This is a genomic window from Bradyrhizobium sp. CCGUVB1N3 (assembly GCF_024199925.1).
Classification (GTDB): domain Bacteria; phylum Pseudomonadota; class Alphaproteobacteria; order Rhizobiales; family Xanthobacteraceae; genus Bradyrhizobium.
This window is the reverse complement of the sequence record NZ_JANADR010000001.1, coordinates 5145611-5167028: the sequence shown is the minus strand read 5'-3', so window position 1 is coordinate 5167028 and position 21418 is coordinate 5145611. Positions and strand designations below refer to the sequence as shown.

19 protein-coding genes are annotated in these 21418 nt (G+C 62.3%); 15 read left to right on the top strand and 4 right to left on the bottom strand.

All coding sequences use genetic code 11. From position 1 onward, the window contains the following. The 8 genes from trbE to NLM33_RS24605 are packed head-to-tail and all read left to right on the top strand — an operon-like array spanning position 1 to position 8103. Positions 1 to 2433 (top strand): conjugal transfer protein TrbE, encoded by a 2433-nt coding sequence (trbE, locus tag NLM33_RS24640; protein ID WP_254099657.1) that lies wholly within the window; start codon positions 1 to 3, stop codon positions 2431 to 2433. A 2-nt stretch (positions 2434 to 2435) separates the two neighbouring features. After that, complete coding sequence (trbJ, locus tag NLM33_RS24635; protein ID WP_254099655.1) at positions 2436 to 3194, top strand: P-type conjugative transfer protein TrbJ; 759 nt, start codon at positions 2436 to 2438, stop codon at positions 3192 to 3194. Between the two features lie 11 nt (positions 3195 to 3205). Further along, positions 3206 to 3523 (top strand): putative entry exclusion protein TrbK-alt, encoded by a 318-nt coding sequence (gene trbK-alt / locus NLM33_RS24630; RefSeq protein WP_254099648.1) that lies wholly within the window; start codon positions 3206 to 3208, stop codon positions 3521 to 3523. After that, positions 3523 to 4884, top strand: a complete 1362-nt coding sequence (trbL, locus tag NLM33_RS24625; RefSeq protein WP_254099646.1) for a P-type conjugative transfer protein TrbL — start codon at positions 3523 to 3525, stop codon at positions 4882 to 4884. Before trbK-alt ends, trbL begins: the two co-directional genes overlap by 1 nt. Positions 4885 to 4887: 3 nt before the next feature. After that, on the top strand, positions 4888 to 5577 hold the full coding sequence (gene trbF, locus NLM33_RS24620; RefSeq protein WP_254099638.1) for a conjugal transfer protein TrbF: 690 nt from the start codon (positions 4888 to 4890) through the stop codon (positions 5575 to 5577). Next, positions 5574 to 6650, top strand: coding sequence for a P-type conjugative transfer protein TrbG (gene trbG, locus NLM33_RS24615; protein WP_254099636.1), 1077 nt, complete (start codon positions 5574 to 5576; stop codon positions 6648 to 6650). The genes trbF and trbG overlap by 4 nt, the downstream gene beginning before the upstream one ends. Continuing rightward, positions 6641 to 7849 carry a TrbI/VirB10 family protein gene (locus tag NLM33_RS24610; protein ID WP_254099627.1) on the top strand — a complete coding sequence of 403 codons (1209 nt, stop codon included), beginning with the start codon at positions 6641 to 6643 and terminating at the stop codon, positions 7847 to 7849. Before trbG ends, NLM33_RS24610 begins: the two co-directional genes overlap by 10 nt. Then, positions 7846 to 8103, top strand: a complete 258-nt coding sequence (locus NLM33_RS24605; RefSeq protein ID WP_254099625.1) for a DUF2274 domain-containing protein — start codon at positions 7846 to 7848, stop codon at positions 8101 to 8103. Before NLM33_RS24610 ends, NLM33_RS24605 begins: the two co-directional genes overlap by 4 nt. Here NLM33_RS24605 and NLM33_RS24600 read toward each other — a convergent pair. The 4 genes from NLM33_RS24600 to NLM33_RS24585 form a co-directional block, all read right to left on the bottom strand. Beyond that, on the bottom strand, positions 8067 to 8978 hold the full coding sequence (locus tag NLM33_RS24600) for a LysR family transcriptional regulator (protein WP_254099623.1): 912 nt from the start codon (positions 8976 to 8978) through the stop codon (positions 8067 to 8069). The two genes, NLM33_RS24605 and NLM33_RS24600, sit on opposite strands and share 37 nt — an antisense overlap. 172 nt (positions 8979 to 9150) lie before the next feature. After that, complete coding sequence (locus tag NLM33_RS24595; RefSeq protein ID WP_254099621.1) at positions 9151 to 10431, bottom strand: pyridoxal phosphate-dependent aminotransferase; 1281 nt, start codon at positions 10429 to 10431, stop codon at positions 9151 to 9153. A gap of 8 nt (positions 10432 to 10439) precedes the next feature. Further along, positions 10440 to 12002 (bottom strand): aldehyde dehydrogenase family protein, encoded by a 1563-nt coding sequence (locus tag NLM33_RS24590; protein ID WP_254099619.1) that lies wholly within the window; start codon positions 12000 to 12002, stop codon positions 10440 to 10442. A gap of 35 nt (positions 12003 to 12037) precedes the next feature. After that, on the bottom strand, positions 12038 to 13444 hold the full coding sequence (locus tag NLM33_RS24585) for a VOC family protein (RefSeq protein WP_371930133.1): 1407 nt from the start codon (positions 13442 to 13444) through the stop codon (positions 12038 to 12040). A 150-nt stretch (positions 13445 to 13594) separates the two neighbouring features. On the opposite strand from NLM33_RS24585, the gene NLM33_RS24580 reads away from it, so the two are divergent. The 7 genes from NLM33_RS24580 to NLM33_RS24550 all read left to right on the top strand — a co-directional run bounded on the left by NLM33_RS24580 (position 13595) and on the right by NLM33_RS24550 (position 21415). Beyond that, positions 13595 to 14497: a LysR family transcriptional regulator gene (locus NLM33_RS24580; protein ID WP_254099615.1), complete on the top strand. Its 903-nt coding sequence runs from the start codon at positions 13595 to 13597 to the stop codon at positions 14495 to 14497. Positions 14498 to 15039: 542 nt separating this feature from the next. Beyond that, positions 15040 to 16599 (top strand): AMP-binding protein, encoded by a 1560-nt coding sequence (locus NLM33_RS24575; protein WP_254099613.1) that lies wholly within the window; start codon positions 15040 to 15042, stop codon positions 16597 to 16599. A gap of 12 nt (positions 16600 to 16611) precedes the next feature. Further along, entirely contained in the window at positions 16612 to 17421 is an 810-nt protein-coding gene (locus NLM33_RS24570) for an enoyl-CoA hydratase/isomerase family protein (protein WP_254099611.1), read from the top strand. 122 nt (positions 17422 to 17543) lie between these two features. Then, positions 17544 to 18599 carry a hypothetical protein gene (locus tag NLM33_RS24565; RefSeq protein WP_254099609.1) on the top strand — a complete coding sequence of 352 codons (1056 nt, stop codon included), beginning with the start codon at positions 17544 to 17546 and terminating at the stop codon, positions 18597 to 18599. A 44-nt stretch (positions 18600 to 18643) separates the two neighbouring features. Continuing rightward, the gene (locus tag NLM33_RS24560; RefSeq protein ID WP_254099607.1) at positions 18644 to 19705 is read left to right on the top strand and encodes an ABC transporter substrate-binding protein; all 1062 of its coding nucleotides are present in this window, start codon (positions 18644 to 18646) and stop codon (positions 19703 to 19705) included. Positions 19706 to 19818: 113 nt separating this feature from the next. Further along, positions 19819 to 20607 carry an ABC transporter permease gene (locus NLM33_RS24555; protein WP_254099605.1) on the top strand — a complete coding sequence of 263 codons (789 nt, stop codon included), beginning with the start codon at positions 19819 to 19821 and terminating at the stop codon, positions 20605 to 20607. Between the two features lie 10 nt (positions 20608 to 20617). Continuing rightward, positions 20618 to 21415 carry an ABC transporter permease gene (locus tag NLM33_RS24550; RefSeq protein WP_254099603.1) on the top strand — a complete coding sequence of 266 codons (798 nt, stop codon included), beginning with the start codon at positions 20618 to 20620 and terminating at the stop codon, positions 21413 to 21415. The last annotated feature ends 3 nt before the right edge of the window (positions 21416 to 21418 follow it).

Sequence of the window (21418 nt, the reverse complement as noted above, 5' to 3'; positions counted from 1 at the left end):
ATGCTGAACCTCACTGAGTATCGCAATCGACCCGCCAGCCTTCCGGACTTTCTGCCCTGGGCCGCTCTGGTCGAACGCGGCGTCGTTCTCAACAAGGACGGATCGTTCCAGCGGACGGCGCGCTTCCGTGGTCCTGATCTCGACAGCGCGACGTCTGCGGAGCTGGTCGGCGTAACAGCCCGCCTCAACAACGCATTGCGCCGTCTCGGCTCAGGCTGGGCGATCTTCGTCGAGGCCCAGCGCATCGCCGCGCAGACCTATCCGTATAGTGCCTTTCCCGATGCGGCATCCGCGCTGGTTGATCTCGAGCGGCGGGATGCGTTCGAGGAGGCCGGCGCGCATTTCGAGAGCCGGTATTTCCTGACCTTTGTCTGGCTCCCGCCGGCCGAGGATGCATCGCGCATCGAGGGCTGGCTCTATGAGGGGCGAGCAAAGAACGGCGTCGACCCTTACGAGCTGCTGCGCGGCTTCGTCGATCGGACCAACCGCGTCCTGCAATTGGTCGAGGGGTTCATGCCCGAGGTGGGCTGGCTCGATGACGGCGACACGCTCACATACCTGCACTCGACCATCTCGACCCGGCAACAGCGCATCCGCGTCCCGGAGACGCCGATGCACCTCGACGCGCTGCTCGCGGACGAGCCGCTCGCCGGCGGCCTCGAGCCTCGCCTCGGCAGCCATCATCTTCGCACGCTCACGGTGGTCGGTTTTCCGACCGCGACCCATCCCGGAATCCTTGACGAGCTGAACCGGCTTGCTTTTCCTTACCGCTGGTCGACGCGTGCGATCCTCCTCGACAAGACCGAGGCGGTGAAGCTCTTGACCAGGATCCGCCGGCAGTGGTTCGCCAAGCGGAAGTCGATCGCTGCCATCGTCAAGGAGGTGATGACGAACGAGGCTTCGACACTGGTCGATAGCGACGCTGCCAACAAGGCCACTGATGCCGATCTCGCCTTGCAGGAGCTGGGCACCGATGATGTCGGCCAAGCCTACGTCACCGCGACCGTCACTGTCTGGGATGAGGATCCTGGCCGCGCCACCGAAAAACTTCGCCTCGTCGAGAAAGTGATCCAGGGTCGCGACTTCACCTGCATGCCGGAAGGGGTGAATGCGTTAGAGGCCTGGCTCGGCTCGCTGCCGGGGCACGCCTATGCCAACGTTCGCCAGCCGCCGCTCTCGACATTGAATCTGGCCCACATGATTCCGCTTTCGGCTGTTTGGGCGGGGCCGGCGCGCGACGAGCATTTCAAGGCGCCGCCGCTGTTGTTTGGCAAGACCGAAGGCTCGACGCCATTCCGCTTCTCGCTCCATGTCGGCGACGTCGGCCACAGCCTGATCGTTGGCCCCACCGGCGCCGGCAAGTCTGTGCTGTTGGCGCTGATGGCGATCCAGTTCCGCCGCTATCGGAAGAGCCAGATATTTGCCTTCGATTTCGGCGGCTCGATCCGAACCGCGGCACTCGCCATGGGCGGCGACTGGCACGACCTCGGCGGCAGCCTGTCCAATAGCGCCGAGGATTCCGTCTCGCTTCAACCGCTTGCGCGCATCGGTGATGCGGCGGAGCGCGCCTGGGCCGCCGAATGGGTGACCGCGATCCTCGCTAAGGAGGGCGTCACTATCGATCCGACCGCGAAGGAGCATGTCTGGTCGGCCTTGACCTCACTCGCGTCTTCGCCCGTCGAGGAACGCACAATCACCGGCCTGACCGTCCTGCTGCAATCGACCGCGCTCAAGCAGGCGCTGCAACCCTATTGCGTCGGCGGTCCCTCCGGCCGGCTGCTCGATGCCGAGGATGAGCGGCTTGGCCTCGCGTCAGTCCAGGCGTTCGAGACCGAGGGTCTGATCGGCGCCGGTGCTGCGCCCGCCGTCCTCACCTACCTCTTCCATCGCATCGAAGGACGGCTCGACGGCCGGCCGACACTCCTCATCATCGACGAGGGCTGGCTTGTTCTCGACGATCCGGCCTTCGCCCAGCAGCTGCGCGAATGGCTGAAGACGTTGCGGAAGAAGAATGCGTCCGTCGTCTTTGCCACGCAATCGCTTTCCGACATCGACGGCAGCAACATCGCGCCCGCGATCGTCGAGAGCTGCCCGACGCGGATCTTCCTGCCGAACGAGCGCGCCATCGAGCCCCAGCTCATGGCGATCTATCGGCGCTTCGGCCTCAATGATCGCCAGATCGAGATCATCGCACGAGCGACACCCAAGCGAGACTACTACTGCCAATCGCGGCGCGGCAATCGGCTATTTGAGCTGGGTCTCGGACCGATCGCGCTCGCTTTCTGCGCGGCCTCATCCAAGGCGGACCATGCCGCCATCGAACGGCTGCTCGCCGAGTACGGCCGCGAGAATTTTACGCCGGCCTGGCTCGCGGATCACGAGCTCCTATGGGCCGCCGACCTCATTCCCGACCTGACAAACCTGGAGGTGTAATCATGACCACCCGCAAGACGCCGCGCGCAAGCCTAGTGGCCGCGACCGCTCTCTCGCTCGCCCTGTCGCTTCCGCCGCTTGTGACGACGCGGGCTAACGCGCAGTGGATCGTCTACGACCCCTCCAACTTCAGCCAGAATGTGCTGACGGCGGCGCGCGAGCTGCAGCAGATCAACAATCAGATCCAGATGCTGACCAACCAGTCCCAGAGCCTGGTGAATCAAGCGAAGAACCTCGCCAGCCTGCCGATGTCGACGCTGGCGCAGCTCCAGTCGACGATCGCGCGGACGCAATCGCTGCTGAGCCAGGCGCAGAATATTTCTTTCAACGTCCAGCAGATTCAAACGGCATATTCCGGCAGCTACGGCGCGGCGCCGACCACGGGGTCCAACGCGACGCTGTTCGCCGCCGCTCAAACCCGTTGGCAGAACTCGGTAGGCGCCTTCGAGGACTCGCTGAAGGTGCAGGCCGGCGTCGTCGGCAATATCCCGACCAACTCCAGCGCGATGACGTCGCTGGTGTCAGCCAGCCAGTCCGCCAGTGGCGCCCTACAGGCAGCTCAAGCCGGCAACCAGCTCCTTGCCCTGCAATCTCAGCAGCTCTCAGACCTGGTCGCGGTTCTCGCCGCGAAGGGGCGGGCGGATGCGCTTGAGCAGGCACGCGTGACGGCGACGGAGTCGCAAGGCGCCCAGCAATACAAGATCTTTGCGGCGCGCAGCGGCTACCAGCCCGGCAACGTCACCATGTTCAGCGGCAACTGAAGGCGCGGAAGATGGATCGCTCGGATTTTTGGCGCGCAATCGCGATGGTTGCCCTGTTGGCCGTCTTCATGGCCACGCTGTCCTATATCCATCGGCGCCCAGTGCCGCGGGCCATGTCCGACGCTCCCGCCGTCTCCGTATCAGATGATCTCTCGGCCGAGCTGCGCCGCTGCCGCGCGCTCGGGCCGGAGGATGCCGAAGATCCGCACTGCCGAGCGGTCTGGGAGGAGAACCGCGCGCGCTTCTTCGGCAGGCCGGCGCGGCCGTTGCTGCCACAGGCCGCGCCGGCCACTCCGCCGACGGCGAATGCCAAGGAAGGAGGTGAGTGATGAACAATGTCGGCGTCATCGACACCTTCCTCAATACCTACACCACCTATATCGACTCCGGCTTCGGCCTGATCAAAGGCGAGGTCACCTACCTCGCCTCGACGCTGATCGTCGTCGACATCACCTTGGCCGGCGTATTCTGGGCCTGGGGCGCCGACGAAGACATTCTTCAGCGGCTGGTGAAGAAGACGCTCTATGTCGGCTTCTTCGCCTTCATTGTCACCAACTTCAACAATCTCTCCGGCGTCATCTTCAACAGCTTCGCCGGCCTTGGCCTGAAGGCCGGCGGCTCGTCGATATCGACCGCAGACTTCCTGCGGCCGGGCCGACTTGCGCAGGTCGGCTTAGATGCCGGACAGCCGTTGCTCGACGCCGCGAGCCAGATGATGGGCTTCACCAGTTTCTTCGCCAATTTCGTCCAAATCGCCGTGCTGATGGTCTCCTGGCTGCTGGTGCTGATCGCCTTCTTCATTCTGGCAGTGCAGCTGTTCGTGACCCTGATCGAGTTCAAGCTGACGACACTCGCCGGCTTTATCCTCATTCCCTTCGCCCTGTTCAACAAAACTGCGTTCCTTGCGGAGAAGGTACTGGGCAACGTCGTCGCTTCCGGCATCAAGGTGATGGTGCTAGCCGTCATCGTCGGCATCGGCTCCGGGCTGTTCTCCCAGTTCACGTCAGCCTATGCCGGCGGCCAACCGACCATCGAGCAGGCGCTCTCGGTCGTGCTCGCCTCGCTCGCCATGCTCGGCCTTGGCATCTTCGGTCCCGGCATCGCAACCGGTCTTGTGTCCGGGGCACCGCAGCTTGGCGCGGGTGCTGCCGTCGGCACCGGCCTTGCCGTTGCCGGCACGGCGATGGCGGCGGGCGCGGGGCTTGGGCTCGCGGGGAGGGGAGCAATGGCCGCGACCTCCGGTGCTGCGGCCGCCGCACGCGGTGGTGCGGCGATGGCAGGCGGCATGTCCTCTGCCTACAGCCTCGCATCAGCCGGCGGGTCCGGCGCTGGCGGCATCGCTTCCGGTCTCGGTGGCGCCGGCCGCGCTGCAGCCAGCGCGGCGACCGCTCCCGCAAGACGCGCCGCTGCGCAAGCAGCGGGGGCCATGGCGGAGAGCTTCACTTCTGGCGCCCGCGCCGGTGTCGCAAACACGGGTGGTTCCTCGACCATGGGGACCATTGAGCGTGGCGCGGCCGCAAACGATGGAGCCACCCCTGGAGCGGCGAGCGAGAGCGGTCCGCCCGCCTGGGCCCAGCGCGTCAAGCGCAATCGGACGATCGTTCACGGCGCGCAGACGGCCGCGCAAGCCCTCAAATCCGGCGACAGCCATGGCGGCGGCCACTCCGTCGACCTCAGGGGAGGAGAATAATCGATGTCAATCTTCAGGCGATCGTCGGTCCGCTACGGCCGCACGCTCGAACCGGAAACCCCGTATCAGCGCGCCGCGCAAGCGTGGGACGACCGCATCGGCTCAGCGCGCGTGCAGGCAAAGAACTGGCGGCTAATGGCCTTCGGTTCGTTGATCCTTTCTTGCGGCCTTGCCGGCGGGCTCGTCTGGCAGTCCGCGCACGGCACCGTCGTTCCCTGGGTTGTGCAGGTCGACAAGCTCGGCGAAGCACAAGCCGTGGCGCCCGCTGTGGCCGACTACCGGCCGCGCGATCCGCAAATTGCCTGGTACCTCGCGCACTTCATCGCGATGGTGCGCTCGCTTCCAGCCGATCCGATCATCGTGCGGGAGAACTGGCTGAAAGCGTACGATTTTACGACCACGGCGGGCGCGGTGGCGCTGAACGATTACGCCCGCGCCAATGATCCCTTCGCCAGTCTCGGCAAGCAGCAGGTCGCAATCGACGTCTCCAGCGTCATCCGCGCCTCATCAGACAGTTTTCGCGTGGCCTGGGTGGAGCACCGCTATCAGGACGGCGCGCTCGCCGGCACCACACGTTGGACCGCGATCCTTACCATCGCCATTCAGCCGCCCACCGACGCCGACCGGCTGCGCAAGAATCCACTCGGTATCTACGTCAACGCCATCAACTGGTCGAAGGAGCTGGGACAATGACCCCGCCGTTTTCTCCAAATGCCGGAGGTCCGGCTACTTTCTACATCATTCATCAAAACCGGAAAGCCAGCGACACGTGTTTCCGTAAATCCGCGATGGCGGCTTTGCTGATGTCCGTCTCGGCGCTTGGCGGCTGCGCGCACAATTTCATCCCGCCCGACATCAACTACGATAGCGCGGAGCCGGCGACGCTGACCAGCGATCCACCGCCACCGGTCAAGATCGTGGAATTGCCCAAACCCCTTCCGTTGCCGGGGCAGCTGAAACCGCTTGTCGCCGGCAAACGCATCCCCGAAGCCGCCGATCCCAAAGTTCGCGTCAAACAGGCCAATGCCGCAGCGCGCGTGCAGCCAGTCCGCAACGGTTTCATCAATGCGGTCCAGGTCTATCCCTTCTCGGGCGGAGCCCTCTACCAGGTCTATACGGCGCCCGGCCAGATCACCGATGTCGCCCTCCAGGAGGGCGAGCAACTTGTCGGCTCGGGTCCGGTCGCTGCCGGCGACACCGTGCGCTGGATCATCGGCGATACCGAGAGCGGGACCGGTGCAGCCAGGAAGATTCACATCCTGATCAAGCCGACGCGGCCGGAGTTGATCACCAATCTCGTCATCAACACCGACCGGCGGACCTATCTGCTCGAGCTACGCTCGACGGAGAAGACCTATATGGCCTCGGTCTCCTGGCAGTATCCCGAGGACCAGCTGATCGCGCTTCGGCAGCGGAATGCGACGGCAGAAGCAGCCGCGCCGATCGCCGCCGGCGTCGATCTTGGCTCGATCAACTTCCGCTACGCGATCGAGGGCGATGATCCGGCCTGGCGTCCACTGCGCGCCTTCGACGACGGGAATAAGGTCTACATCGAATTTCCCAGCGGGATCGTTCAAGGCGAAATGCCGCCGCTGTTCGTCATCGGTCCGGCCGGTGGCTCCGAACTGGTGAATTACCGCGCGAACCGCAACTACTACATCGTCGATCGCCTGTTCGCCGCCGCCGAATTGCGCCTCGGTGACAAGGACAGTGAGCGGCGCGTGCGCATCGTCCGCACCGACGGAAGGCCACGCGCATGGCGATAGGCAGCGAAGACGAACGCCAGAACGATGTCCCACCCGTCGCGCCTCCGGATCTTCGGCTTCGGGGCGAGCGGCCCCCTGTAACGCGCCTCTCGCGCAAGATGCTGATCGGCCTCGGTGCGGTGTCTGCGCTGGCGGTCGCGGGCGCGCTTGGCTACGCCCTCCAGACCCGCAGTAAGCAGCAAGCCGGCCAGGAGTTGCTCAACACCCAGAACCGCCCTTCACCTGAGGGCCTCGCCGCCCTGCCGAAGGACTATACCGGCCTGCCGCGCCAAGTGCCGCCGCTCGGGCCGCCGTTGCCCGGCGATCTCGGCAAGCCGATCCTCAACGCAGGCGCGGCAGCGAATACCGTGGTCCCGGGAACGGTGCCCGATCCGGAGGCGCAGCACAGATCCCAGGAGATCGAGGCGGCCCGCGTCAGCCGCCTCTTCGCCCAGACTGTTCAGCAACCGCAGACCGCCAGCCAAGTCATCCCAAATATCTCGGCCACAACTGCGACAGCCACGGCCACGTCACCACCCGTCGATGCGGGATCAGCCCAGAACATGCAGGATCGCAAGACGGCCTTTCTCAACGCTTCGACGGACAAGCGCACGGTCAGTCCCGACCGGCTCGAGGCCAAAGTTTCTCCTTATGTCGTGCAGGCGGGCGCCGTGATTCCGGCGGCGCTCATCACGGGCATCAGGTCTGATCTGCCAGGCCAAATCACCGCCCAGGTGACCGAGGCGGTCTATGATAGTCCGTCCGGCAAATATCTTTTGGTACCCCAGGGTGCCAAGCTGATCGGTCAGTATGACAGCTCCGTTGCGTTCGGCCAGAGTCGGATCCTCCTGGTCTGGACCCGCATCATCATGCCGGACGGCAACTCAATCGTGCTGGAGCGCCAGCCCGGCGCCGACACCGGCGGTTATGCCGGGCTTGAGGACGAGGTCGACAACCATTGGGGTATGCTGTTCAAGGCCGCCGTCCTCTCGACCATGCTTAGCGTCGGAGCTGAGGCGGGCACCAGCCAGAACGAGAACAACCTCGTTCAAGCGATCCGCAGCGGTGCCTCCAACAGCATCAGCCAGACCGGCCAGCAGATCGTCCAGCGCCAACTCAACATCCAGCCCACGCTTTCCATCCGGCCGGGTTTCCCGGTCCGCGTGATCGTCACGCGCGATCTGGTGCTGGCGCCGTACCGCAAGGGAGCAACACCGTGACAAAACTCAAACTTAGGCCGCTCGAAGACGACAAACCAGTCAAGCTCACCGTCGAGCTGCCGGCGGCGGTCTTCAGGGATCTCAAAAGCTACGCCGAGATTCTGACGCGGGGAGGAAGCGCGACCATGCCGACCGAGCCCGGCAAACTGATCGCGCCGATGATCGAGCGCTTTATGGCGACTGACCGCGCCTTTGCGAAGGCCCGACGAAACGGTGGTCAGTCTGTACCTGGCTCAGCTGAGAGATCCGGATAGCGTTCACGAAGCAGATCGAGGAACGGCCGCAGTGATGGATTGCTGTTGGCCTGCCGCCAGTAGGCGCGGAAGCTCAGCCGTGTCGGGCCCTCTGCATCATGCACCTCGCGGAAGGTGACGCCCGGATAGGTAGCGCCGGTCGCACCTTCCAGGGCCAGCAACATCCCCCAGCCGGCGCCGACCAAGGTGAGGAGCCGGTCGAGCGACACATCATGGCGAAGCACCGGGCAAGGATCGGCCGCTCCCAACTTGCTGATGAGCAGCTTGTGGAATTCCGGTCCTGGGCCGTGCTGCGACAACAACAGGGTTTCCTGCCGCAGTTCGCCCCAGTGAACCACATTGCGGGCTGTCAGCGGATGGTGTTCGGGAAGAGCGACGACGACGCGTTCGCTCCAGACCAGTAATGACTTGTCACTCCACCTCGGATTGGGCTCGGCTACCAAGGCGATATCAATGGCGGAATTGATGAGATCGGAGATCAGTTGGTCTCTTGTCCCGTCGACGAGATGTGAATCGACATCAGGGAAGCGATGCCGGTGCTCCAGGAGGGTGGCCCGGAGATTGCCGGCCGAGAGGGAAGCATGGATGCCAATGATCAATCGGCCGCTCTCGCCACGCGAGTGGGTTTTGAGGCGCGCCGTTATGGCTTCCGTCTCACCCACGATGCGTCGGGCGGCATCGAGAAATTCCAAGCCTTGAATGGTTGGTCGTGTGCCACCGTTGGTGCGCTCGAAGAGCGTGCTGCCGACCTTGTGCTCGAGATTGCGCAGGCAGCGACTGAGCGTCGACTGCTTGACCCTGAGCATCTCAGCCGCTTGACGGAGACTTCGATGCTGGGACGCGGCGATCGCCCAACGTAGGTCGCGAAATTCCACTGGCACGTCGAAACCCTATGGCGAGTTTTGGTGATTGGGCGTCGATGCGAATGGACCACTGCATTTGATCGCTAGTTCAACAATTTCAATTCGCGCTTGCTGGACCAGCGTCCGCGCAGACTGCGGCACCAAATAAAGTAAGCTGATCGACAGACGACTATATGTTTTGGGGCTAGTGTGTATCCGCGTTGGTCGCGAGATCCGACCAGGGTGAGCGCGCCATTTGCGAAAGTCTAGCGGTTGCGTGCGCAATGCGCCGGCATGCTTCCTCCAGCTCAGCTAAAGACGTTGCGTAGGAAATCCTGAAATAGGGAGCAAGCCCGAAAGCAGAACCAGGCACCACCGCAACGCCGGCGCCGCGCAGCAGATACTCGACAAAGTCCCTGTCGTTCTCCAGCGTTTGCCCGTCAGGAGTGATTTTGCCGATCAGGCCGGCACAGCTTGCAAATGTGTAGAAAGCGCCCTCGGGCACGCGGCAGGTGATCCCGTCGATCCTGTTCAGCGCGCCGACGACAAGATCGCGCCGCTCCTGGAACGACCGGCAGCAGTCGCGGACAAAATCCTGCGGCCCGTTCAGCGCCTCGATGGCTGCGGCCTGACTGACCGACGACGGGCAGGAGGTCGACTGGCTCTGCACGACGGCCATGGCCCGGATCAGGGCACTTGGTCCGGCGCCATAGCCGATGCGCCAGCCGGTCATCGCATAGGCCTTCGAAACACCGTTGATGGTCAGCGTCCGGCTGCGCAGCGCTGGCTCGATGGCTGCTGGCGTGGCGAAGCGAAAGCCGTCATAGACGATGTGCTCGTAGATATCGTCGACCATCAGCCAGACCTGCGGATTTGCGAGCAGCACGTCGAGGATCGGCCGGTAGGCGGCCTCCGAATAGGCCGCGCCGGATGGATTGGACGGCGAGTTCAGCATCACCCAACGCGTGCGAGGCGTGATGGCGCGCGCGAGATCGTCGGCCGAGAGACGAAAGCCATTGGCCTCGGAGCACGGCACCAGCACCGGCGTGCCGCCGGCGATTGCGACGATGTCGGCGTAGGTCACCCAGAACGGGGTCGGGATGATGACCTCATCGCCGGGGTTGATCGTCGCCATCATGGCGTTGAAGAGCACCTGCTTGGCGCCGGCCGACACCGTGATCTCGTCCTGAGCGAAGTCGAGTTCGTTGTCGCGTTTGAACTTCGCGCGAATGGCGGCCTTAAGCTCCGGTGCGCCGTCGAGCGCGGTATATTTGGTCGCGCCGGCGCGCATCGCGCGCTCGGCTGCCTCCTTGATCGTATCCGGTGTGTCGAAATCCGGCTCGCCTGCGCCGAGAATGATAACGTCCCGGCCTTGGCGTTTCATCTCCGCAGCGAGCCCGCTGATCTTCAGGATCTCCGACACGCCGATCGACGAAAGGCGGTGGGAGGGGCGGAACAACGCGGGGCTGTGGAGTGGGGCGTTCATGTGTCCTCTTACGCCACGTCGAACTTGACGCCCTGGGCGAGCGGCAATGTCCGGCCGAAATTGACCGTATTGGTCGCGCGGCGCATGTAGGCCTTCCAGGCGTCCGAGCCCGACTCGCGCCCGCCGCCGGTTTCCTTCTCGCCACCGAAGGCGCCGCCGATCTCGGCGCCGGACGGGCCGATATTGACGTTGGCGATGCCGCAATCCGAACCGCGTACCGACAGGAAGGCTTCGGCTTCGCGCAGATCATTGGTGAAGATCGAGGACGACAGACCCTGTGGGACCGCGTTGTGCAGGTCGAGCACCGCATCGAAGTCACGATACTTGATGACGTAGAGAATCGGCGCGAAGGTCTCGTGCTCGACGGGACCGACCTGGCTCGCGATCTCGACCAGCGCCGGGCGGACATAATAGGCCTCATCGCCGCCGTCAGTGCGAACCCGCTCGCCGCCGAACACTGTGCCGCCCGCAGTGCGCGCCTCGCCCAGCGCTTTCTGCATCGATGCGTAGGCCGCGCCGTCGATCAGCGGACCGACCAGGGTGCCGTCCTTGAGCGGATCGCCGATCGTCACAGACTCATAGGCGCGCTTCAGGCGCGGCAGGAACGTGTCGTAGACGCTGTCGTGGACGAACAGGCGCCGCAGCGTCGTGCAGCGCTGACCAGCGGTGCCCATGGCGGCGAACGCGACGCCGCGCAAGGTCAGGTCGAGGTCGGCCGTCGGCGCGACGATTGCGGCGTTGTTGCCGCCGAGTTCGAGGATCGCGCGCGCAAAGCGTTTGGCCAGCCGCGGCCCGACGACGCGCCCCATCGCAGTCGAGCCGGTTGCCGACACCAGAGGCACCTTGGCGTGATCGACGAGGATCTCACCAATCTCGCAGCCGCCGAACAGAACCGCGGACAGCCCGTCCGGCGCCGTGCCGCCTTCTGCCTTGAAACGCGCGAGCGCGCGATCGAACAGCGCTTCGGTCGCAAGCGCCGTCAGCGGCGTTTTCTCCGACGGCTTCCAGACGATGCTGTTGCCGCAGATCAGCGCCAGCGCAGCATTCCAGGACCACACCGCGACCGGGAAGTTGAACGCCGAGATGATCCCGGTCACGCCGAGCGGATGCCAGCTTTCCATCATCCGGTGCTCGCTGCGCTCGGTCGCGATGGTCAGGCCATAGAGCTGGCGCGACAGACCCACCGCGAAGTCGCAGATATCGATCATCTCCTGGACCTCGCCGAGGCCCTCGGACGCGATCTTGCCGGCCTCGATCGATACCAGCCTGCCGAGCGCCGGCTTGTTGGCGCGCAATTCCTCGCCAAGCAGGCGGACGAGTTCGCCGCGCTTCGGAGCGGGGACAAGCCGCCATTCGAGGAAGGCCGCGTGCGCCTTGTCGATCGCCGCCTGTGCATCGGCGGCACCGATCTCGTTCACATGGCCCGTGATCTCGCCTGTTATCGGCGATCGAGCCGTCAGCTTGCCGCCGGTGTAGCGGCTCCGCTTGACGCCGAGTGCGGCGAGGAGCGCGTCTGCCTCGTCCGCCAGGGATTTGACGGCGCGTGCTGGGGTCTGGGTCGTGATGGTCATGGCGATTTCTCTTGGATAGTTGAAGGGCGGTTCAATCAGGCCATCGCCCGGCATGCAAGGTGCGGTGACCCGAGCTGGCGCACGGCCTGCTCCAGGGAGGTCCTTTCCGCCTGCGCGTACAGCTTCATTTCATCGTGAACCCCAGCACCGAGGGCGACTTCGAACGCAGCCCGGTTGGAGCGCGCCGCGTAGTTTTGCTGCTGGTCGGTGCCGAGATTCGACTGGAAAATTCCTGCCGCACTGACCGGGAGGAAATCCTCGTAGACGATCGGATCGTAGCGCAGAAAACCCGCAGCCAGCAAATCATCGAGGCTGGATGGCGGCGGATGCCGCTTGCATGCCTCAATGCCCGCCGACGTCGCCGAATAGCGGAAGAAGGCGAGCCCTTGCGCGCGAAGCTCCGACCAATCGTCCGGGAACATCTTGAAGCGCTCGGCCAGTTCGCTGTCGTAGTCGCGTGCGGATGCGCCGGCCGCACCGGCCTGCCGCACGGAGGCGAGCAATCGGTCGTAGAGCTCGCGACCCTTGGGCGTGAGCGCAACGCCGCGCTGCTCGATCTCGCCGAAGCGGGCGGTATGTGTCCCGGCTGCCATCGTCTCATTGGCCTGCCGGAACAGGATCGGTTCCTCCAGCGCCTTGAAGCTGGTCTGACGCAGCAGGATCGGGCAGTCGCGGCGCGGCGGACCTTCGATGATCGCCTTCGGCGCGATGCCGCGCCGTGGCATTGCGGCCTGGACGGCATCGATATCCAGCGTGCGTGGCGTCAGATGGTTGATGTGCGGGCCGCGAAAGCTCACCACGTCGGCGATCAGTCGATGGGTCGCGTGCAGCTTGCTGTAAACCTCCAGGCTGACCGTGGCCTCGCTGTGCCAGCGGAACGTCTCCAGGGCTTCGCGAACGAACTCATCCGCCTGCGCGATGGTCAGATGACCCGTCGTCTCGAAGGTGCCGACCAGTTCGAGCGCCCGCGGCGTGAAGATGCGACGCCGACCTAGGATTTGCTCCGCCTCGGCGCGCAGGCTCTCATGCTCGATCAGGTCGAGGCGCAGCAGCGAGGTGAAGACCCGGAACGGGTTGCGGCGAAGCGCGGCATCGTCGATCGGCCGGAAGGCCGTGGCATGGACGGGCACGCAGGCGATCGACAGGTCGTAGTAACCGACCGGATGCATCCCCATCACCGCAAAGACGCGGCGCATGTCGCGCAATTCGTCGGCGCGGCCGAGCCGGATGGCACCGTGACGCTCGACACCCAACCGCTCGAGCTCGTCACTGCGCGCGAGACTCGCCCGCAGCTGCTGGTGCTGCCGCAAGGTCTCGCGATTGGTGTCGTTGACGAGTTCCACCAGGGTGCCGTATTGCGGCACTTCGGCCCGGTACATGTCCGACATGGCGCGGGAAAACAAAGTACGGATCTCGTCCGCATCCGCGCGCAGCGCTGGCATCATCATCTCCGTCGACGGCGGATCGGCCGTCATCGACGGACCGATCCCAAGTTCATGCTATTTCGTTATGATCCGGCGATTAGACCTTGCTTGATCGGCCAATTCAAACGATGTTTGCTCAGAAGGTCATTCTGAATTGGAATGATAGCAATGGATCCGCAGACACCTCGCCGTTTTCTTCCCTCCACCGCCGTGCTGGCGGCGTTCGAAGCCACCGCGCGGACCGGCAGCATGACGCTGGCCGCGCGCGAGCTTCAGCTGACCCAAAGCGCCGTCAGCCGGCAGATCAAGATGCTGGAGGAGCAGCTCGAGGTGGAGCTCTTCATCCGCGAGCGGCAGACCGTTCGACTGAACTCCGTCGGCGAATCCTATGCGCGCGAGATTCGCGAAGCGCTCCACAAGATCAGCACCGCCTCGTTCAATCTTCATGCGAACCCGAGGGGCGGGAGCCTCAATCTCGCCATCCTGCCGACGTTCGGCACCCGCTGGCTCGCGCCGCGTCTGCCGAGGTTCCTGGCAGCAAATCCCGGGATCACCATCAACCTGGCAACGCGGTTGTCCTATTTCGATTTCCGGGTCGAGTCGCTCGACGCTGCGATTCATTTCGGCCAGCCGGAATGGCCCGGCGCCGAGATGGCTCTGTTGCGGTCGGAACAGGTCATCCCGGCCTGCAGTCCCGGCCTGAAGCGCCAATACCACTTCCGTGTTGCCGGCGATCTCCGAAACGCGCCGCTGCTCAGCATCTCCACGCGCTTTCATGCCTGGGACCGGTGGTTCTTGATTCACGATGCGCCCGGCAGGACCACTCAGGGGATGGTGTTCGACCAGTTTGCCACCGCAGCCCAGGCGGCGATCGCCGGTCTTGGCGTGGCGCTGCTGCCGACCTTCCTCATCCAGGATGAGCTCGCGAGCCGCAAGCTGGTCCGAGCCATCAACCTGCCTATGGAAAGTCCCGAACGATATTACCTCGTCTGGCCTTCCGAACGGGCGAAGTACCCGCCGCTCGCCGCATTCCGGGAGTGGCTGCTCGCGGAGACTGCACCTGACCGTTGATCAAGCGGCGCTGAGCCTTTCTACGGCGGTACAGTCGCCAGGCTTTGAATGCGTTGCGCGCAGCGTCTATGGCAGCAGCGCTGGCGGTAGCGGTGATTGTCTTGAGCTTCCCGAACTCTTCTCCGGTCGCCGGCTGGCGAACTGAAAAAGCTACTACGTACGTGGTCGTTCCGGAGGGGCGGCAGACCTCTATCTCGCGCTTTCCTTGAGTGGATCCTGCAAGAGACGCCCCGTTAAACATCTGTTTTCGTGCAGCACCTAGGTCTGGAGCTAAGCTAAAGCACCACCATCCCAGGTGGATCGGTGTCCAGGCTTCCCTACGATTTCGCTGAGAATCTTAAGGCGCTGATGTGTCGTCGGTCGCCTTCCGAGGCTAAGCGTTCGGCTTCTGCGACGCGTCAGTTCCAAATTCCAAGTGCGGCGCTATCAATTCCAAAACGATATCGATCGAGGTGCAATTGGTATTGGTCGATCAACGGCAATCGCTACACAATCGCTCAACTCGGCCGAACTGAAGCGCCGCGAACCTAGAGACAGGCTCGATGCAGACGATCCCCCAGCTTCTCCTCGCGCGTGCCCAAGACTCAGGCGATCGCGTCTTCTGCAAATTCAAGGGGCAGCAAACGACGTTTCGCAGCCTGCTCGCCAAAGTCCAGGAAATGGCGGGCGCGCTCCAAGAGGCTGGTGTGAAACGTGGCGATCGGGTCGGCTTTATGCTGACCACTTCCGTCGAGCACATTGCCCTCTATCTGGCGACCTCCTGGATTGGTGCTGCGGCAGTGCCGTTCAGCGTTCACCTCAAGAGCGCAGGCATCGAGCTCCAGGTTTCGAGTGCAAAGCCATCCGCTTTTGTGGCCAATCGCGTTCAAACGGATGCGGTACGTGCGGCTTTCGCAACGGTCCCCAAAGCCCCCGTCCTGATCTGGTTCGAGGATGGCGATAACCGAAATTCCGAACACAGTCTCAACGATCTCCTCCGCGCTAGCCGGTCGGCGGTGACCCCCGTTTCGCGATCGCTCGACGATCTTCTTGCGATTAACTACACCTCCGGTACGACCGGTGCGCCCAAAGGCGCAATGTTGTCGGACCGATTTTATTGGATCGGCGCAAAAAACGCAGGCGTATTGTCCGAAGCCAACCGGGATGATGTTTTCTTCCTGTGGGAGCCCTTCTACCATGTGGCAGCTTGGATGACCGTCATGATGGCTCTTCATCATGGTCTGAGCATCTATATGGTCGAGCGGTTAAGTGCCTCCAAACTCTGGGACCAGATCGCCGATGCAAAGGCTACAAAATTTCACTATCTGGGCGGCCTGATCAATATCCTCCTCTCGCAGCTCGTGACTGAGAGCGAGCGTAACAACACCGTGTCTATTGCTTGGGGCGCCGCTTGCCCGAAAGACACCTGGCGTCAGTTCGAAGAACGGTTCGGGCTGATCGTCCGCGAGGGTTATGGCCTTAGCGAAGGTCAGAATTTCACCCACATCAACATGCGGGATGTCCTCGGCTCCATTGGCACACCGGTAGAAGAGTTTGACAGCTGGTTGGTTGATGACCACGGGGACCGTGTTGGGCCAGGCGTCGTCGGCGAAATCGTGCTGAAGCCTAAGATGCCCGGTATTACCATGCTGGGGTATTTTGGCGATCCCGAGAAGACGGCGGAGGTGCTCCGAGCCGATGGCTGCGTCTATACGGGTGACACAGCCTCCACCGATCAAGATGGCAATTTCTACTTCAAGGGCCGTAAGAAGGATGCCTTGCGCCGGCGGGGAGAAAATGTCTCGGCATGGGAGGTTGAGCGGGTGCTCAATGCCGCTCCGAACGTTGAAGAGTCCGCGGTTTTGGGCGTAGCATCGCCCATGGGAGAGCAGGATATCTTGGCGGTTGTGAAGGCCAAGGACGGGGCTGAGGCGGACCCGCTGACTATCGCGCAGTTCTGCAGCGAGCGCCTCGCGTACTACCAAATTCCCCGCTACATTCAGATCGTCGATGAGTTCCCGCGGGGCCCGACTCAGCGCATAAAAAAGAACGATATCGTCGTTGATTTGAACGCGGCTTGGGACGCCGAGAAGGCCGGGTTTAAGCCTGTCCGGAACGTCTGAGGGAGCCGGGTCATGTTGGAAGCTCCCCAAAACCAGCCAAACTCCGACGAGCTCTTGAGCGAGGTTCGCGAGGGGGTCTTGATCCTGAAGATCAACCGCCTCAATCGATACAACGCGTGGACGTCTGACGTTCGAGATCAACTGGCAGGCCATCTTACGGCAGCGGGGGGCGATCCAGGCATCAGGGCGGCGATCCTGACCGGCGCAGGCGACAAGGCATTCTGTTCAGGTCAAGATCTTTGGGAGCTACAAGCATTCAAAGATGGGTCGGAAATCGGGTCGTGGCTTGGACGCCTGACCCGCTGTTACGATGCCGTCAGACAATTTCCAAAGCCATTTATCGCTGCGGTGAATGGCGTCGCAGCCGGTTCCGGTTTCCAGGTCACCCAGTTCTGCGATTTCGTCGTTACGCACGCCGGCGTGACGATGGGCCAGACGGAAATCAATTCCGGCCTGCCGAGTATATTCGGGACGTGGCTGATGTGGGAGCGAGTGGGGCGGCGCGCTATTGAGCTCTCTCTGCAAGGCCGCTTGATGAACGCCGAAGAAGCCCGCAGCCTCGGATTCGTTCATGAGATAGTCCCGCAAGAAGGCGTGCTTAGCGCTGCTTTGAGAGCAGCGGAGCGGCTGTCCAAGCAGCCTCAAGTCGCTTACAGCCTGTCAAAACGCGCCAATACTTTGCTTGACGAAGATCGCTATCGAAAGGCGATCGCCATGGCCATGGAAGCCTATGAGCAGGCGTTCAACGTCGGTGCGCCGCAAAAGGAGATCGAGCGCTTTTTCGAATGCCGCCGTTACCGAAAGAAATTGGCCGAAGGCTGATAGCTGAAGCTGGACACAACCCGCGCCGCGAGGCGCCGAGCCACGAATACCCCGAGCGAAGTTCCCCCGGACGGCGTTTCCAAGCGTTGCCCGAACGGTCCCCCATTGGAGATTACCCAATCATGCCTACCGAACTGTCGAGCGTCGAATTTAGCACCTATCTCTGGTCCCGCATGTACGCCGGATTGCAACTGGTCACCATGAGGGAAAAGGGCGAGTCAGGCGTTGCTGACCTCAAGTTCAATTTCATGCGCTCACACGGTGCCAAGCACTTCATCGCTGGTCTTAAGAAGCTCGGCATCGACAAGGATCCGCCCGCGATCGCCGCTGCCAAGTATCACTACCTGTCGAATTGCGCAGTCGGCGCGGTTGATATGGAGTACGCCGAAGAAGGCCCGAAGAAAGCTTGGATCCGCTATCTCGCGCCGGCGTGGGCGTACCCCGGCTCGGGGCTGCTCGCCATCCCGGCCTCGACGCAGATTGGGGCGTTCCGTGCTTGGCACCAGAACAACGGTACCTGGCTCGGTTGTCCGCGTCTGGGGTATGTATGCACCAAGCTTTACCAGCATGGCGCCCCTTACGATGAAGGCTACTTCATCGAATACGATCACGATATTACATACGATGAGGCTCTGAAGTTCGAGACGGTGGACCGTAGTCCGGGTTTCGATCCGGCGATCGCGCCCCGACTGGACGAAGCAGAATGGCCTCTTGAACGGCTGGCTAAGGCGAGGCGCCGCTACGCTGAGGGTTATACCGCCGGACCTGTCGGGGTCTTGGTGCGATCGTATGGCGTGCCTTATGCCGCCTACCTTGTAGCGCAAGCTGCAAGGGGCATCGGAACGCAGTACGCTCGCGAAATCGCCAGCCGGTTCGGCTGCGCTGAAAAAGATGCACCCGCTATGGCCAGGCTTCTTTCGGACATCTTGAGCGACTTGGGCATCGAACATCAGAGCCGCAGCAAAGATGGCTCGTTCTTTATCGAACGCCGGCAGTTTGCGCCGTTACAGGACGGATTTCCGGACGAGATCCACGACGCAATCGGTGAGCTCTTTCCCGCAATCATCGCGGTGCTGTCCGACAAGGTCGATTTCAGGGTCGCGGTGAACGGCGCTGCTTCAAGCGAGAGCCGTACCGAAGTCTGGAAAATCGAAGGAAGCGCCACGCGCTTACGGTAGTCACCCACCACTTGTGTCATAACCAGAAAGAAGAGGGGAATGCGATGACTAAGACCAAGCTCGGTATGAATCGACGACAAATTCTCGCTGGTGCCAGCGCCATCGGCATTGGTGGGATAGTCGCTCCTGCCATTACCGGTAGTGCCCTGGCTCAATCCAAATCGATCACGGTCGTGAGCTGGGGCGGCTCGCTGGTTGAGGCGATGAAGAAGCACTGGATCGCGCCCTTTACCAAAGAAACCGGCATCAATGTCGCAGTTGCGGATGGCCCGGACCTAGCGAAGCTCAAGGCCCAATCCATCATGGGCCGCTCTGAATGGGATGTGTTCGATGCGTCTGGGGCAGTAGCATTGGCCGGGACGAAACAGGGATTCTGGGCCCCTCTCGACCGCGACGTCATCAAGTCTGACAACCTCAAGCTTCCGGCCTCAGAACACCGCGTCGGCATGTACTTCTTCGCGGGGGGCATCGCGTTCGACCCGAAAACACACCCGGAAGGCAAGCACCCCACGAATTTCAAGGAATTTTTCGATGCGAAGGCTTTCCCCGGAAAGCGAGCGCTCCGGACGCGAGTTTCCGAGATGCTCGAAATCGCATTGATCGCCGACGGCGTAGCGCCGAAGGATCTCTACCCCCTGGATGTCGAGCGAGCGTTCCGAAAGCTCGACACGATCAAGCCGATTGTCACGAAGTGGGTTGAGCAGACGCCCCAAACGATCTCGTTGATCCAGAACGGCGAGGTCGACTATTCCTACACCTACTCGAATCGGGCCAAAGTTGCGCAGGAATCGGGCGCTTCCATCGATTTCGCCCTGCAGCAAGTGCTGCTGGGCGTGAGTTATCTGACGGTGCCCAAAGCGAGCCCCAACAAACCTGAAGCGATGCAGTTCATCGCGTTCATTTTGCGTCCTGATCGACAGGCGGCTTTTGCAGACGAACTCGGTCTCCTGCCAAACAATCAAAAGGCGGTGCCCCTCATGAGCGAAGCTTCCCGCAAGTGGGTCCCAAATCTGGAAGGCCCGAATTCTGCAATACTGAACGATGAGTGGTGGGGAGAGAATTTTGACAAGCTGCAGGCTCGGTTCAAGCAGTGGCTTTTGATTTGAGCAACTGAAAGTCACCCTACTGAAATTTGGTGGGCGGATTACTCCGCTCACCAGGCAGACGGTTCAAAAGCATGTCATCTTTCACATTGCGGCCACTAGAAGGCTGGGCCTACTTGGCCCCCGCGCTGCTGCTTCTCGCGGGTGTCTTCCTTGTTCCGCTGATATTCACGCTCTCGTTTAGCTTAGATACCCCGCCGTCGGCCCAGCACTACGTCGCACTTGTCGGCGAGCCGCTTTTCCAGCGCGTCTTAGGCAACACTCTTACGATAAGCCTGCAGGCGACCGCCTTGACGGTGCTGATTGCCTATCCTGCGGCGTTCCACCTGGCGCTCCAACCTCCTCGTAGACGGGCCCTGTTAATGGCACTTGTGATGCTTCCGTTCTGGACCAGCATCCTGGTGAAGAGCTTCGCCTTTATCGTCCTCCTTGGGGACCAGGGCGTGATCAATCGCACGCTGCGAGCTATCTTCGGCAGTGAGGCGGGCGTCACCATGCTATTCAACCGAGTGGGCGTGATGATTGGCCTTACCCACTACCTTGTTCCGTTTGTCATCTTGCCGGTTCTAGCGAGCCTTTTGGGACGCAATCAGAGCATTGAGCGCGCCATGGCGGTCATGGGTGCGGGTCCAGTTCGAATTTTCTGGAATGCGATCTTGCCCGCCAGCCTACCTGGTCTACTGGCGGGTACGCTTATGAGCTTGACGCTGTCTCTGGGCTTTTTCGTAACCCCTGCCCTGCTGGGGGGGCGACAGGATATGATGATCGCCAACCTCATCGATTTTTACACCCGGGAAGTTCTGGACTGGCCAACCGCGTCTGCCATCTCGATCATCCTGCTCTGTCTCTCTGGCTTGCTCATTACCGCACTGCTCCGGGCGAAACGCGGCGAGAGTCTTCTCTAAGGGGGATACAATGGTCTCTGATCTGGCTACGACCCTTTGGCGCCGAATTGGCTCTTGCCTGGCGTGGGCGGTCTACATCTTCCTGCTGCTACCTACTCTGATCGTTATCCCGATCGCGTTCGGCGACAGCGCCGAGGTACAGTTTCCCCCGGCAACTTGGTCACTAGGACTCTTTCGGCGGTTCTTCGCTGATGAAATCTGGATGACATCGCTCTGGACGAGCATTGAAGTTGCGCTTGTCAGCTCCTTGATCGCTCTTCTTGTTGGCGTGCCCGCAGCATATGGGCTCGCAAGGGCATGGATAAGAGGCCGCTCGGCGGTGCAGCTGATATTGATGAGTCCGCTGCTTGTCCCAAGTATCGTCCTCGCCCTGGGCGTCTATCTCTATCTAGGGCGAGCCGGCCTGTCGGGAACGAAGACAGGCATCATCCTCGCCCACACGGCCTATGTCCTGCCTTTCGTAGTCGTAACAGCTAGTTCCGGATTGAAGGCGCTTGATGCGCGGATCGAACTGGCTGTGCAGGTTTTGGGCGCCAACCGGTCGCAAGTGCTGCGATATGTCGTTATTCCGCAACTTCGGCCAACCATCTTGGTGAGTTTTCTGTTCGCATTCTTGATGTCCTTCGATGAGGTCGTGCTCTCGTGGTTCTTGAGCGGCACCTCGGCCACCACCTTACCCGTCAAGATGTTCACGGCAATTCATTGGGAAGTGTCACCGGTTCTGGCTGCGGTTGCTACTCTCCTGACCATTGTATCGGCAGCAGCATGCCTCGGCGCAGCGCTCCTCCAGCGAAACCCAACACACTAGGGG